Annotated in this window: 12 protein-coding genes; 6 read left to right on the top strand and 6 right to left on the bottom strand. The window is 74.5% G+C overall.

The genetic code is table 11. The features are described 5' to 3' along the window. Positions 1–214: 214 nt before the first annotated feature. Positions 215–1978 (top strand): RICIN domain-containing protein, encoded by a 1764-nt coding sequence (locus tag ACFVSN_RS37760; RefSeq protein WP_387593286.1) that lies wholly within the window; start codon positions 215–217, stop codon positions 1976–1978. Positions 1979–2031: 53 nt separating this feature from the next. Here the strand turns inward: ACFVSN_RS37760 and ACFVSN_RS37755 are convergent, their stop codons facing one another. Both ACFVSN_RS37755 and ACFVSN_RS37750 read right to left on the bottom strand, forming a co-directional pair. After that, a complete protein-coding gene (locus ACFVSN_RS37755) occupies positions 2032–2403 on the bottom strand; it encodes a VOC family protein (RefSeq protein ID WP_380435698.1) in 372 nt (123 codons plus the stop codon). 38 nt (positions 2404–2441) lie between these two features. Beyond that, positions 2442–3047, bottom strand: coding sequence for a CGNR zinc finger domain-containing protein (locus ACFVSN_RS37750; RefSeq protein ID WP_387593395.1), 606 nt, complete (start codon positions 3045–3047; stop codon positions 2442–2444). Between the two features lie 99 nt (positions 3048–3146). On the opposite strand from ACFVSN_RS37750, the gene ACFVSN_RS37745 reads away from it, so the two are divergent. Continuing rightward, positions 3147–3890, top strand: a complete 744-nt coding sequence (locus tag ACFVSN_RS37745) for an MBL fold metallo-hydrolase (RefSeq protein WP_387593289.1) — start codon at positions 3147–3149, stop codon at positions 3888–3890. A gap of 90 nt (positions 3891–3980) precedes the next feature. Here the strand turns inward: ACFVSN_RS37745 and ACFVSN_RS37740 are convergent, their stop codons facing one another. The 3 genes from ACFVSN_RS37740 to ACFVSN_RS37730 all read right to left on the bottom strand — a co-directional run bounded on the left by ACFVSN_RS37740 (position 3981) and on the right by ACFVSN_RS37730 (position 8016). Further along, positions 3981–5498: a protein kinase gene (locus ACFVSN_RS37740; protein ID WP_380435694.1), complete on the bottom strand. Its 1518-nt coding sequence runs from the start codon at positions 5496–5498 to the stop codon at positions 3981–3983. A 584-nt stretch (positions 5499–6082) separates the two neighbouring features. Beyond that, positions 6083–7180, bottom strand: a complete 1098-nt coding sequence (locus ACFVSN_RS37735; protein ID WP_380435692.1) for a hypothetical protein — start codon at positions 7178–7180, stop codon at positions 6083–6085. Continuing rightward, entirely contained in the window at positions 7177–8016 is an 840-nt protein-coding gene (locus ACFVSN_RS37730) for an RNA polymerase sigma factor (protein WP_387957947.1), read from the bottom strand. Before ACFVSN_RS37730 ends, ACFVSN_RS37735 begins: the two co-directional genes overlap by 4 nt. Before the next feature lie 305 nt (positions 8017–8321). Here ACFVSN_RS37730 and ACFVSN_RS37725 point away from each other — a divergent pair, with 305 nt between their 5' ends. The 3 genes from ACFVSN_RS37725 to ACFVSN_RS37715 all read left to right on the top strand — a co-directional run bounded on the left by ACFVSN_RS37725 (position 8322) and on the right by ACFVSN_RS37715 (position 10870). Further along, on the top strand, positions 8322–9017 hold the full coding sequence (locus ACFVSN_RS37725) for a hypothetical protein (protein WP_387957931.1): 696 nt from the start codon (positions 8322–8324) through the stop codon (positions 9015–9017). Between the two features lie 179 nt (positions 9018–9196). Next, positions 9197–9919, top strand: coding sequence for a VC0807 family protein (locus ACFVSN_RS37720; protein ID WP_387957929.1), 723 nt, complete (start codon positions 9197–9199; stop codon positions 9917–9919). A gap of 210 nt (positions 9920–10129) precedes the next feature. Continuing rightward, the gene (locus ACFVSN_RS37715) at positions 10130–10870 is read left to right on the top strand and encodes a tyrosine-protein phosphatase (protein ID WP_380435686.1); all 741 of its coding nucleotides are present in this window, start codon (positions 10130–10132) and stop codon (positions 10868–10870) included. Between the two features lie 53 nt (positions 10871–10923). On the opposite strand, the gene ACFVSN_RS37710 is transcribed toward ACFVSN_RS37715, so the two are convergent. Then, positions 10924–11508: a GNAT family N-acetyltransferase gene (locus ACFVSN_RS37710; RefSeq protein WP_387957926.1), complete on the bottom strand. Its 585-nt coding sequence runs from the start codon at positions 11506–11508 to the stop codon at positions 10924–10926. Between the two features lie 105 nt (positions 11509–11613). Here ACFVSN_RS37710 and ACFVSN_RS37705 point away from each other — a divergent pair, with 105 nt between their 5' ends. After that, a complete protein-coding gene (locus ACFVSN_RS37705; protein ID WP_380435682.1) occupies positions 11614–12369 on the top strand; it encodes a Clp protease N-terminal domain-containing protein in 756 nt (251 codons plus the stop codon). Positions 12370–12379: the final 10 nt, after the last annotated feature.

The following is a 12379-nucleotide window of genomic DNA, read 5'->3' as shown; positions in this document are numbered from 1 at the left end:
GGCAACCTTTCCGAGGGCGGTGACAACTGGGTGGTGTCCGGACAGGCGGTCTGGTCAAAGGCACCGGCTGAAAGAGAGCATCGCCATGTTCCCTCACTCATCCACCTCACCGGAGGCGTCGTCCCGCTCTGCCGAGCCAGGCCGGAGGCAGAAGCACCGCAGCCGTCGGTTGTACCAGCGTCGGAGTCTCTGGGCGGCCGTCGGTCTGGCGGTCGTGGGCGGTTCCGTGGTCGTGGTCAACACGGCCTCGGCGGGGACCGTGGACACGAACGCCTGGTACGTCCTGGTCAACCGCAGCACCGGCGAGGCGTTGGACGCCCCCGCCTACGCCACGAACGACGGTGCTCCGCTGGCGCAGTGGAGCCGCAACGGCGGGACCAACCAGCAGTGGAAGTTCATCGACTCCGGTGACGGGAACTACCGGCTGCAGAACCGGAACTCCGGCAAGGTGCTGGACGACTACGACTGGTCGAGGACCGAGGGCTCCGAGCTGGTGCAGTGGAGCGACCTGAACGGCGCCAACCAGCAGTTCCACATGGAGAACTCGTCGGACGGCTACGTGCGTCTGATCAACCGCTTCAGCGGCAAGGCCGTCGAGGTCCCGGGCGGGTCCAAGACAGAGGGGAGCCACATCGCCCAGTACCACGACTGGAACGGCCCCCAGCAGCAGTGGCAGCTCGTCCCGGCCGGCAGCGTCAGCGGCACCGGGAACGCGGGGAGCTCCGGCAGCGGCGCCACGCCCACCACGCCTGCTGCGCCCACCACGGCCGCCAAGCCTTCCGCGCCTGCCAAGCCCGGCGCCGGCGTTCCCGCGAGCCAGGCTCCGAGCGGCACCCGCCCGGCGTCGGCGCCGCCGGCCCCCGCTCCGACGTCTGCGGCCGCCCCCGCCGGCGGGAGCTCGACGAAGAGTTTCATGGGCAGCAACACGGTGCTCGTCGGCGGCATGATGAACGAGGCCTCGACGAGCGCCGCGCCGTTCGACATGCGCTACGCCTATGTGCACAGCCAGCCCGCGCCCTCGTCGGACTACTACTCGGCAGCGCTCTGCAAGGCCGCGTGGTCGAGCTGGTGGGGCTGCTGGAGCGGCGAGACCACGGCGCCCGGCTTCTACGTGACCTGGAACGACGACCACGTGACCAAGGCGACGTACCAGGGCAAGCCGCGCCCGCAGAAGAACTTCTGGACCTGGTACTCGCTGCGCGACCTCGGAGACCTGGCGGGCCAGGGCGACGGCCCGGGCGAGGTCGTCGCCATCAACAGGGCCGACCTGCTCACCCGCTACATGAACGACTACCGCTTCTTCCTCCAGAAGATCGGCAACTCGCAGGACGCGATCGACATCGAGCCCGACTTCTGGGGCTACGTCCGGTCGCTCGGCAACCCGCACCAGATCGCCGCGCAGGTCAAGGCCGCGAACCCGACGGACTGCGGATCGCAGGAGAACAGCGCCGTCGGCCTGGCCCAGTGCCTGATAGCGATGGCGCACAAGTACGCGCCGAACACCGGCGCCGGGTTCCACCTCACCTGCTGGGACTGGACCAGCAACATGCAGAAGTGCGTCAACGACTACACGGACCTCGGGGCGAAGAACGCCGACTTCCTGGTCGCCGACGTGGTGGACCGCGACGCGGGCTGGTACGCGCTGCCGGCGAACGGCGGCCGTGACACCTTCTGGAACGACCAGAAGGCCGCCGCCGCACTGGGGTGGTACAAGACGATGGCCGAGTCGGTGGGCAAGCCGGTCGTCCTGTGGCAGATCCCCCTGGGCAACATGGCGCAGAACAACACCTTCGGCCACTACAAGGACGACAAGGTCGACTGGTTCCTCTCGCACATGGACCAGGTGGCGAACGCGCACGTCGCCGCCCTCCTGTTCGGCCCGGGGCAGCAGGAACAGACCACGGTCGAGTCCGACGGCGGGAACCTGATCAACAAGACGACCGCGTACCGCACCTCGGGCGGCACGCCGCTCAAGTAACTGTCCGCAGCCTGGAGCAGGAAGTCGGCCCGTCCGACTTCCTGCTCCGCACATCAGCCGTGGCTGGTGTCGATGACGCAGAAGACGTTGCCCTCGGTGTCGGCGAGCACCACGAAGTCCGGGTCCTCCGGGTACAGGTCCCAGTCGACGTCCCGGGCACCCAGTGCCAGCAGCCGCTCGACCTCGGCCGCCTGGTCGGCGGCGTCGCGCGCATAGAGGTCCAGGTGCACGCGCGGGTGCCGCTGCACGGGCGATTCGCTGAGCCCGAGGGCGAGTTGGACGCCCGTGCCCGCCGCGGGTTCGAGCACCGTCCAGTCGTCCTCGACCAGGCCGCCGCGCGGCACGTAATCAAGGGCGGCCGTCCAGAACGCGACGGCGCGGGCCATGTCGGAGACGCCGAGGACGAGGGATCCGATGGTCAGCATGCGCCCATTGTGGCCCTGGCCGTTTACTGGCGCTCCAGTCATCCGGATTGCTTCGCCTGGCTGCGGCGGGCGTAGGCCCGGGCCGCGCGCACCCGGTCGCCGCAGCGCACCGAGCACCAGTGCCGGGCGGCGTGGGTGCGCACCAGGAAGCGCGTGCACGGGCTCGCTCCGCAGGGGGCGAGGCGTTCGGCGTCCGGGCCGGTGAGCAGGTCCGCCGCGTCGGCGGCGATCGCGGCCATGGCGTGGTCGGCGATCCGGTCGGCCGGATGGACCGCGGCACGGTATGGCCCGCCCTCTCCGTCCCAGTGCAGCAGTGCGGCCACGGGGGTGGCGGTCAGCGCCGCGTTGACCGCGTCGACGGCCTCGGGCGCCGGCACCGTCCCCCCGCTGCGCGCCGCGAGGAGGGTCCGCAGATGAGTGCGCAGTTCGCGCAGCCGTCCTGCGCAGGGCTCGTGGAGCACCGCGTCCGCGCCGGCCAGCCCCCGTTCGACCAGCCACTGAGTGGCGGCGGCCGGGGTGGCCAGCAGGTCGAGGCGGCCGGCGGGCAGCACGAGCTCGCTGTTGGCGAAGTCGAGGGCGACGTACCGGTCCGCGCCCGCCGCAGGTGGTGGAGGGGCAGTGGCGGTCTCGCCCGGGGCTTTCATGACGCTCACGGTTCTCATGCTAAACCTTGCGCTCTTCCGTGATGGCCAGTTAGGTTTCATCACGTCAAATTCCGCAGTTACCCGTGAGGTGAACCCAGCATGGCGACCATCCGCGCCTTCGGCGGCCCGACCACGCTCATCGAGTTCGGCGGCCTGCGCTTCCTCACCGACCCGACCTTCGACGGGCCCGGCGACTACCCGACCGGCAGCGGCTACGCGCTCACCAAGACCGCGCCCTCCGCCACCACCCCCGCCGACCTCGGCCCGGTCGACGCCGTCCTGCTCTCCCACGACGAGCACCCGGACAACCTGGACGCCTCCGGCCGCGCCCTGCTGCCGACCGTCCCGCTCGTGCTCACCACCACCAGCGGCGCCCGACGGCTCGGCGGCACCGCACGCGGCCTCGCCCCCTGGGACTCGGTGGAGTTGACCCGCCCGGACGGCGGCACCGTCACCGTCACCGCCGCGCCCGCCCTGCACGGGCCCGAGGGCTGCGAACCGGTGATCGGCCAGGTGATCGGCTTCGTGCTGACCGCCCCCGACCTGCCGACCGTCTACGTCAGCGGCGACAACGCCTCGCTGCCGCTGGTCAAGGAGATCGCCGACCGCTTCGGCCCGGTCGACACGGCGGTCCTGTTCGCCGGCGCCGCCCGCACCCGGCGCTTCGACGGCGCACTGCTCACCCTGGACAGCGCGCAGGCCGCCGAGGCCGCCGTCCTGCTCGGCGCCCGGCGCGTCGTGCCAGCGCACTTCGACAGCTGGGGGCACTTCACCGAGGGGCGCGAGGCGCTGGAGGCCGCTTTCACGGCGGCGGGGCTCGGCGACCGCCTGGACCTCTCCTGACCGGCAGGACCGGCAGGACCGGCAGGACCGGCAGGACCAACGAACAAAACCACCAGGCCGAGCAGCACCACCGCCCGCAGTGCCGTCGCCTCAGTCGTTCTGGTTGTCCGCCTGCGTGTGGAGGGCGGTGAAGAGCGCGCCGAGGCGGGCGTTCCAGTCCTTGGTGGTCGGGCCGTCGATGGCGTGCCGCTTGCTCATGTCGCGAACCACCTTCTGCGCGTCCTTCAGGTCCTGGGCCGCGTCGTCGGGGCTGCCCTCGTTGAGGCGCGCCGAGGCATCGTCCAGGATGCGCAGGAGCTCCACCTGACCGCCGCGGTCCTTCCCACCCACCTGGGTCTGGGCGACGGCCTGGCGCAGCGCGTTCAACTGCACGGCCGGCGGCTGGTTGCGCGGGACGGTCGGGGTGGGGGCGGGCAGACCGGGCACGGTGGTGGGCGCGGCGCTCGGGCCCGGGGCGGTCGTGGCCGGCGCGGGCGCCTGGGTCGCGGGTGCGGCGGCGGCCGGCTTCTTGGCGGCCGCGTTGCCCGGCGGCGTGTCGAAGGCTGTGAGGGCGATGGCGGTGACCCCGGCCAGGCCGGCCACGCCGAGGGCGCCCAGGACGAGCGGTTTGCGGCTGCGCGCGGGCCTGGCGGGCGCCGGGGGCGCCATCGGGACCGGCGCCATCAGGGAGGTGGCAGCGGGGGCCTGGGGCGGGAGCACGGTGGTGTGCTGCTGGTTCGACGGGAGCGGCGGCAGCATCTGGGTGGGCGCGGCGGTGGCGAGCAGCTCCGCCGTCGGGTCGCCCACGGCCAGCCCGGGGACGGTGGCGAGGAGCTCGGCCCGCGCCGCGGTGGCGTCCGCCGGGCGGTCGGCCGGGTTCTTGGCGAGCAGCCGCAGCACCACGGCGTCCAGCGCGGGCGGCAGCCCGGGACGGCGCGCGGACGGCGGCAGCGGCTGCTCGCTGACGTGCTTGAACGCGATCGCCACCGGGGTCTCGGCGGTGAACGGCGTCCCGCCGGTCAGCATCTCGGTCAGCACGCAGCCGACCGCGTAGAGGTCGGTGCGGCCGTCCAGCGCGGAGGCGGTCGCCTGCTCGGGCGACAGGTACGCGGCCGTCCCGAGCACCGTGGCGGTCTGGGTCAGGTTGTTGGAGGAGCCGGCCCGGGCGATGCCGAAGTCGACGACCTTCACCCCGCCGTCGTCGGTGATCATGATGTTGCCCGGCTTGATGTCCCGGTGCACCAGCCCGGCCGCGTGCGCGACCGCGAGCGCCTCGCACACCGCCGCCGCGATGCCCACGGCGCGCTCCACCGGCAGCTGCGGCTGCTGGGCGAGGACGGCCGCCAGCGAGCGCCCGTTCACCAGCTCCATGACGATGTACGGCGAACCCTGGTCCATGCCCGAGTCGAAGACCATGACGACCTTCGGGTGCACCAGCATCGCGGCGTGCTGCGCCTCCCGGGAGAACCGCTCGGCGAAGCGCGGGTCGTCGGCGAGGCCCCCGTTGAGGACCTTGACGGCCACCTGGCGTCCCAGCACGCGGTCCACCCCGCGCCAGACGGTGGCCATGCCGCCGACGCCGAGTATCTCGACGAGTTCGTAACGCCCGTTGAGCGCCCGTCCGATCACCTGGAACTCCCCTCACGCCGGGCCCGGGGTCCCGGACCGCCTCGTGCACCCGTGCACGATAGCCGCCGGCGTCCGTGCCGCCCGGCGCGGTGTCCGGGCCGGTCCCGGCCGAGGCCGCCGGAGGACTCCACGCGCGCCGTGGTGGCGGCGGTTCCGCCTGCCTGCCACGAAGCCCGCCTGCCGGGAGGCCCGTCTCCCGGGAGGGGGAGGCGGCCGGGGAACCGGGCAGCGGATCCCCGACCGCCCGTTCGGGGTGTGTGTGGCCCGCCCGGACTGCGGGCGGGCGGGCCACACGTTCCGGGCCGGCCGGGCCGGCGGCGCGTCCGGGGTGAGCGCCTGCCGGTCCGGCCGGGGGCCGGCCGGGTGGACGGTGGGCACGGGGGAGCCGACCGGCCACCCGGGGTCTCGGGTGGTCGCCGCGGCGCCGCGGGTGTCGCGGTGCCGCAGGTCCTGCGGTGGTGCTGGTTACTGCGGTGGTGCTGGTTACTGCGGTGGTGCCGGGTACTGCGGTCCTGCGGTCCTGCTATCCGGGTGGGCGGCGGGCCCGGGGGGATTCGCCCACCGCCCACCCGGAGTCCTGTGGGTCACCCCTGGGCGGCCTGCCGGTCCTGCCCGCTGGGGCGGACGTCGGGCAGTGCGGGCGACGCCGGGAGCGTCGGCGTGGTCCGGCCGGGTTTGGGCCCGCCACCGTTGGTGGTGTTCCCGCCGCCGTTGCCGCCGGAACCGCCGTTGCCCTTGCCGCCGTCGACACCGCTGCCGCCCGCGGCTCCGGAGCCGTTCGCGTTGCCACCGCCGGAGCCGGCCGCGCCACCGGAGCCTGCCGCGCCACCGGAGCCGGAGCCCTGGCGGTCGTCGTGCGTCGGCTGCGGGGTGGCGCTGCGGTGGGCGTCGTCGCCCGCCCGGCCGAGCGCCTCCCCGCAGTAGTCCTCCACCTTGTCCGGGCCGCCCGCCTCCTCGACCAGCAGGGTGAACACCGGGTCCAGGACCAGCTGGCGCGGGTGCTCGCCCTTGCCCTTCCGGTCGGTGAACGTGTGGCAGAGGGCGACCATCGCGGCGGACGCGGGCGGTGTGGCCCGCCCCGTCGCGGAGGGGGTCCCGGGCGTCGGCGAGGCCGACGGCCCGAGACCCTGAGCGCCTCCGCCGGAGCCGCCGGCGGAGGGGCCGTTGTACGGCCGGGCGGACTGGCCGCCCGGCGTGGTGGTGCCCGGCCCGTGCCCGGACGTGGGCAGCGCGCCCGTGGCGCCGCCGCTCGCGAGGGTGCGCTCGGGCTCGGTGCCGCTGCCGCTGCCGATCGACAGGTTCCCGGTGCCGGCGGCGACCGCGACCCCGCACAGCGCCGTGGCGCTCAGCACGGCGGCAACGGCCTTCGTGCTGAAGGCCCTGGCGAGGGCGGCGGTTGCCATCGGTCGTCTCCGGACGGGTGCGGTCGTTGCGGTCGTTGCTACGGGGTCGGGCGCGAGACGGGCCTCCCGGAACGCGGTCAGGGCGGCCTGCTCCCCGGTCAGCTCGGCGGCCGTCGCCGGGGCGGCTGCCGCGGCGAGTACCCGGGCGACCTGCCCGGCGGCGTCGCCGTCCGGTCCGGTGAGCGAGGCGTCCTGCCCGGCCGACGGGCCGCCCACGGCACCGCCGAGCAGCTGCTCGGCGGCGTCACGGTCGATCCGACGGGATCGGTTGGTGCTCATCTCATGTCCTTCAGCGTCGCGGCCCGGCGTTCTGTCACACCCTGCGGAGAAACTTTTTTCGCGGCCTTCCGGGCGGCCCTCCCGGAGGGTGCCCCCGGCTCCTGTCCGGCCGCCCGCGCGGCCGGGATCCCGCGGTCGGATCCCGGCCCCTCGCCCGGCCCCTCACCGGGCCCGAACGACTGCTCCAGCAGCTTGGCGAGCCGCCGCAGCCCCCGGTGGGCGGCCATCCGGACGGTGCCGGCCCGCTTACCGAGCACCTGCGCGGCGCTCTCCGCGTCCAGCTCCATCACCACGCGCAGCAGCACCGCCTCGGCCTGGTCGCGCGGCAGCCGGGAGATCAGCGCGAGCGCGTCGCCGGTGCCGGCCCGGGCGAGCGCGGCGCCCGCGGTGTCGTCCCCGGCGGACAGTTCGGCGAGGTACTCGAACGGCAGGTCGGCCACCGGGCGGCGGCGCCGGGCCCGCAGGTGGTCCAGGGCGCGGTTGCGGGCGATGGTGGCCGCCCAGCCGCGGAAGCCGTCGCCGTCGCCGGAGAAGCCCCGCAGGTCGCGGGCGACCTGCAGCCAGGTCTCGGAGGCGATGTCCTCGGCGTCCTGCGCGTCCTCGGGCCGGCCCCCGACGAGGACCCGCAGGTAGCGCAGCAGGCCGGGCTGGACGGTCCGGAAGAGGAGCCGGAACGCCTCCTCGTCACCGTCCTGCGCGGCCCGCACCGCCTCGGTCAGGTCCGCGGGAGCGGGGGCCGGGCCCGGTGGCGGGGCGGCGGGTGGTACTGGTCCGGACCGGCCTTCGGGGCTGCCGGTGCCCGCTCCGGGGCGCTCTGCACTCTGCACCCGCCACATCATGCGCCATCCGCGCGGCGCGGGCGGGCCTGACCTTGGACCGGCCCGCCCGGGGCCCAAGGTCCCGCGGACGACCGCCCTTCGCCCACGGCCGCGGCGGGGCCGCCAGGCCTACGTTGTCCGTGGGCGAATCGACCGGGCCCGCCGCCACCTCGTGACCGCAGCCCCCGTCCGGGGCGTGCCGTCCGTCACGCTCGCGCCTCCGTGCGCCCCCGCCCCACCGGCCTGCGCCGACCCCGCGCCCGGCCCGCCCGCAGCCACCCGCAGCCACCCGCAGCCACCCGCAGCCGCCCGGAAGGACCTCCATGACCGCCGCCCGCGAGTTCCACGCGGCGGGGCTGCGCGACCACCTCGCGCCCGCCCTGCGCGCCCTGGGCCTCATCGGGTGGCGCCGCACCTTCAGCCTCCCGGACGAGACGCACTGGCTGCTGCTCGGCCTGGTCGAGCGGCCCGCCGCCGACCGGGTCCGCTTCACCTTCGGCCTCAGCGTCGTCCGCCGCGCCGACTGGGCCGCCGCCGGCCTGCCCGGGCACCGGCCCGACCCGCGGACCGTCCACGGCATCGAGACCTGGCGGGCCCGGATCGGCGAGGTGCTGCCGGTCGGCGACGACGTCTGGTGGGAGGTGCTGCCCGGACCGCGCTGGCAGGTGGCGCTGGACGACGCGGCGGCCGCCGTCCGCCACTACGCCCTGCCCGAGCTGCGCCGCCGGGCCGAGCGGGACCGCACCGGCGCGGGCGAGGCGTACCTCTCCCCCGCCGACCTGGACGACGTCAACGCCGCGCTGCTGACCGCCGCGGTGCCGCGGATCCGGCGCGCCGAGCTCGTCGCCGGGGTGCTCGTCCTGACCGGCGCCTGGACGAGGGCCGACGCCACCGCCCGGGCCGTGCTGGAGGGCACCGCGCTCGGCTTCCTCTCGGCCGGGGACGAGCGCTTCCACGGCGTGCGCTGTGCGGACACGCTGGGCCGCGCGCTGTGGACGTTCACCGCGGCCGAGGCGTGAAAGCACAGGTCACCGGCCCTTCTCTGCACCCCGGCGAAGGCGGTGTCATGACGGGCACCATGACGTCTGTCATGCGGATCAGGCAACGGACGGCACTGATCTGACGGAGGGTCGCGCCGGAAGACTGGAGGCACGACGCGGGCACCGGCCCCGCGGCCACCAGCGGGGAGGAACCCACCATGAGCCAGACCCTGAGTGCCGTCGCCACCGAGGCCGCCACCACCCCGGCCGGCGCGGAGAAGCAGCCGAACCCGGTGGGCTCCGCGTTCCGCCCGCTCCTCCTGGACGTCGCCGCCCCGCTGGCCGGCTACTACCTGCTCCACTCGGCCTTCGGGATGAGCGAGTTCGCCGCCCTCGCCTGGAGCAGCGCCGTCCCGGCCGGCCGGACGGTCTTCGGCCTGCTGCGCGAGCGCACCCTCAACCTGTGGGCCGCGCTGATGCTGGCGGTCAACCTGGCCGGCCTGGCGCTCACCTTCCTCACCGGCGACGCCCGGATGATGCTCGCCAAGGACGGCCTGCTCAGCGGCAGCGTCGCGGTGGCCGTCCTGGTCTCCGCCCTCGTCGGCAAGCCGGTGATGACCCCGGTGCTGATGCCCTTCCTGACCAAGGGCAACCACGCCCGCGCCGCCGCCTGGCAGCGGCTGGCCGAGGGCCGGGCGACCGCCTCGCGCTCCTTCCACCGCCACGAGCGCGTCTTCTCGGGCATCTGGGGCACCGCGCTGCTGGCCGAGTGCACCGCCCGCGTGGTCGGCGCCTTCACCCTGCCCGTCTCGACCATGGCCTGGCTGTCCACCGTCTTCCTGATCGGCGCCATCGTGGCCGGCTCGATGCTCGGCCAGATCGCCGCCGAGCCGATGGAGAAGCTGCTCACCGCCGAGACCGACGCCCCGACCGCCGCCTGACCTGCGCCTCTTCCTTCCGAACGTCCGAACAGCGGGTTTCCGCCGGTCGAACGGCGAGGAACCATCCGGATCTCCCGATAGTCCTTCATAACGAGGGGGTAACGGGCCCCCGGACGACGAAACGGGGAACCCTGTGAGCGAGCGGAGCGAGCGAGCCATGAAGAGGTGCACGTGGGTGAATGCCCCTGCCGAGCGCAGCGAGGTGGGAGCATGAACCGGACGCACGCGCAGACCACCACCGAGGACCGCACCCTCGTCTGGGACGGCTGCCTGAACGTCCGCGAGCTGGGCGGACTGCCCACCGTCTCCGGCCGCCCGACCGCCCGCGGCGCGATCGTCCGGGCCGACAACCTCGACCGCCTCACCGCCGAGGGCTGGGACGCCCTCCTCGACCACGGCGTCCGCACCGTCGTCGACCTGCGCAACGCCGAGGAGCACAAGCCGCTCCTCCCCCGCCCCGAGGGCGTCGAACTGGTCCGCGTCCCGCTGGACGAACTCGCCGGCCCCGCCTGGTGGGAGACGTACGGACGGCTGGACGGCACCCCGCTCGCGCTCCGCCCCTACCTGGACCACTGCCCGCACGCCGCCGCCGAACTGGTCACCACGGTGGCCGGCGCCCGGCCCGGCGGCGTGGTCGTCCACTGCGGTGCCGGCCGCGACCGCACCGGCCTCGCCGCCCTCCTCCTGCTCGCCCTGGCCGGGGTCCGCCCGGCCGCGATAGCCGAGGACTACCTGCTCAGCGGCCCCAACGTCCGTCCGCTGTACGGAATGCTGGGCCTGCCGGACCAGTACCGCCGGATCGACGCGGTGCTCGCCGAGGCCGGCACCACCGCCGAGGCCGCCCTGGCCGACACGCTCGACGGCTTCGACCCGGCCGGCTACCTGCTCGCCGCCGGGGTCACGCCGGCCGACGTCGCCGCCGTCCGGGCCCGACTGGTGCCCGCGGCCTGACCGCCGTCCGGCCGCTGCCCGACCGCCGCCGGACCGCCGCCGGAGCCGGTCGTTCACCAGAGCCGGTCGACCGTCCCGGGGTGGAGGGCGATCCGGCGGTGCGGGAAGTCCGCCCGGTGGTGCTCGGCGCGCGCGGTGAAGAAGGCTGCCATCGTCACCTTGTCGAAGCCCTCCCGGTCGCTGGGGAACGGATCCTCCGCCGTGCCCCCGACCAGGACCGCGCCCGGCAGGCACTCCCAGCCCGCGCTCTCGTAGAAGCCCCGCAACTCGCGGTCGCAGGTGAACAGCCCGAGGTCCGCGCCACGCTCCCGGGCGGTGGCGCGGGCCGCCGCCACCAGCCGCCGGCCGTGCCCCAGGCCCCGGCAGGCCGGGTCGGTGACGACGGTGGACAGGCCGCTCGCCGCGTACGTCCGCCCGGCGTGGACGATCTCCTTGGAGAGCACGTCCAGCGCGGCCACCACGCGGGCGCCGTCCAGCAGCAGCATGGAGAGCGGGCGCAGGGCCGGATCGTGCACGGGCGCGGCGGACGGACCGGGCGGGCCCGGCCACGCCAGATCCTGCAACTCGGCCACCCGCAGCTTGAGTCCGGCGGGCACCTCGGCCTCGGGCAGGGTGATGATCCGCAGGTCAGCCGCCATGTCCGACACCTTCGCTCCACTCCGTCACCCGACCGCCCGAAGCCTACCCGGCAGTATCGTCAACTATCGGTTGACGATGCAGGATCGACAACCTACGGTTGACGCATGGAGAATCCCGTTGTTCCCAGCACGACTCCGCTGCGCCTCGACGACCTGATCACCGCGATCAAGAAGGTCCACACCGACGCGCTCGACCAGCTGTCCGACGCGGTGATCGCCGCCGACCACCTGGGCGAACTCGCCGATCACCTGATCGGCCACTTCGTGGACCAGGCCCGCCGCTCCGGCGCGTCCTGGACCGACATCGGCCGGAGCATGGGCGTGAGCAAGCAGGCCGCCCAGAAGCGCTTCGTCCCCAAGGACCCCGCCACCCCCGACGACCTCGACCCCAGCCAGGGCTTCGCCCGCTTCACCGACCGCGCCCGGCACGTCGTCGTGGTCTCGCAGGAGGAGGCCAGGAACGCCGGCAACGCCGAGATCACCGCCGAGCACCTGCTGCTCGGCCTGATCGCCGAACCCGAGGGCATCGGCGCCAAGGCGCTCGCCGCCCAGGGCGTCGACGCGGAGGCGGTCCGCGCCGCCGCCGGCGCCGCCCTGCCGGCCCCCGCCGCCGAACTGCCCGCGCTGATCCCGTTCGACGCGCAGGCCAAGAAGGTGCTGGAGCTGACCTTCCGCGAGGCCCTCAAGCTGGGCCACAACTACGTCGGCACCGAGCACATCCTGCTCGCCCTGCTGGAGCAGGCGAACGGCACCGGCGTGCTCGCCGACCTGAACGTCGACAAGGCCGAGACGGAGACGTTCGTCTCGGAGGCCCTCACCGCCATCGTCGCCGCCCGAAGCGAGGACCCGAGGCAGCCCTGAACCACGGACG

Source organism: Kitasatospora sp. NPDC057904 (assembly GCF_042887925.1).
Taxonomy (GTDB): Bacteria; Actinomycetota; Actinomycetes; order Streptomycetales; family Streptomycetaceae; genus Kitasatospora.
This window is presented reverse-complemented; position numbering and strand designations above follow the sequence as displayed.

Coding starts and splice junctions, on each gene's coding strand:
- ACFVSN_RS37715 (WP_380435686.1), top strand. CDS start 10,130: ATGAACCGGACGCACGCGCAGACCACCACCGAGGACCGCACCCTCGTC.
- ACFVSN_RS37710 (WP_387957926.1), bottom strand. CDS start 11,508: ATGGCGGCTGACCTGCGGATCATCACCCTGCCCGAGGCCGAGGTGCCC.
- ACFVSN_RS37755 (WP_380435698.1), bottom strand. CDS start 2,403: ATGCTGACCATCGGATCCCTCGTCCTCGGCGTCTCCGACATGGCCCGC.
- ACFVSN_RS37720 (WP_387957929.1), top strand. CDS start 9,197: ATGAGCCAGACCCTGAGTGCCGTCGCCACCGAGGCCGCCACCACCCCG.
- ACFVSN_RS37745 (WP_387593289.1), top strand. CDS start 3,147: ATGGCGACCATCCGCGCCTTCGGCGGCCCGACCACGCTCATCGAGTTC.
- ACFVSN_RS37705 (WP_380435682.1), top strand. CDS start 11,614: ATGGAGAATCCCGTTGTTCCCAGCACGACTCCGCTGCGCCTCGACGAC.
- ACFVSN_RS37750 (WP_387593395.1), bottom strand. CDS start 3,047: ATGAAAGCCCCGGGCGAGACCGCCACTGCCCCTCCACCACCTGCGGCG.
- ACFVSN_RS37725 (WP_387957931.1), top strand. CDS start 8,322: ATGACCGCCGCCCGCGAGTTCCACGCGGCGGGGCTGCGCGACCACCTC.
- ACFVSN_RS37730 (WP_387957947.1), bottom strand. CDS start 8,016: ATGTGGCGGGTGCAGAGTGCAGAGCGCCCCGGAGCGGGCACCGGCAGC.
- ACFVSN_RS37735 (WP_380435692.1), bottom strand. CDS start 7,180: ATGAGCACCAACCGATCCCGTCGGATCGACCGTGACGCCGCCGAGCAG.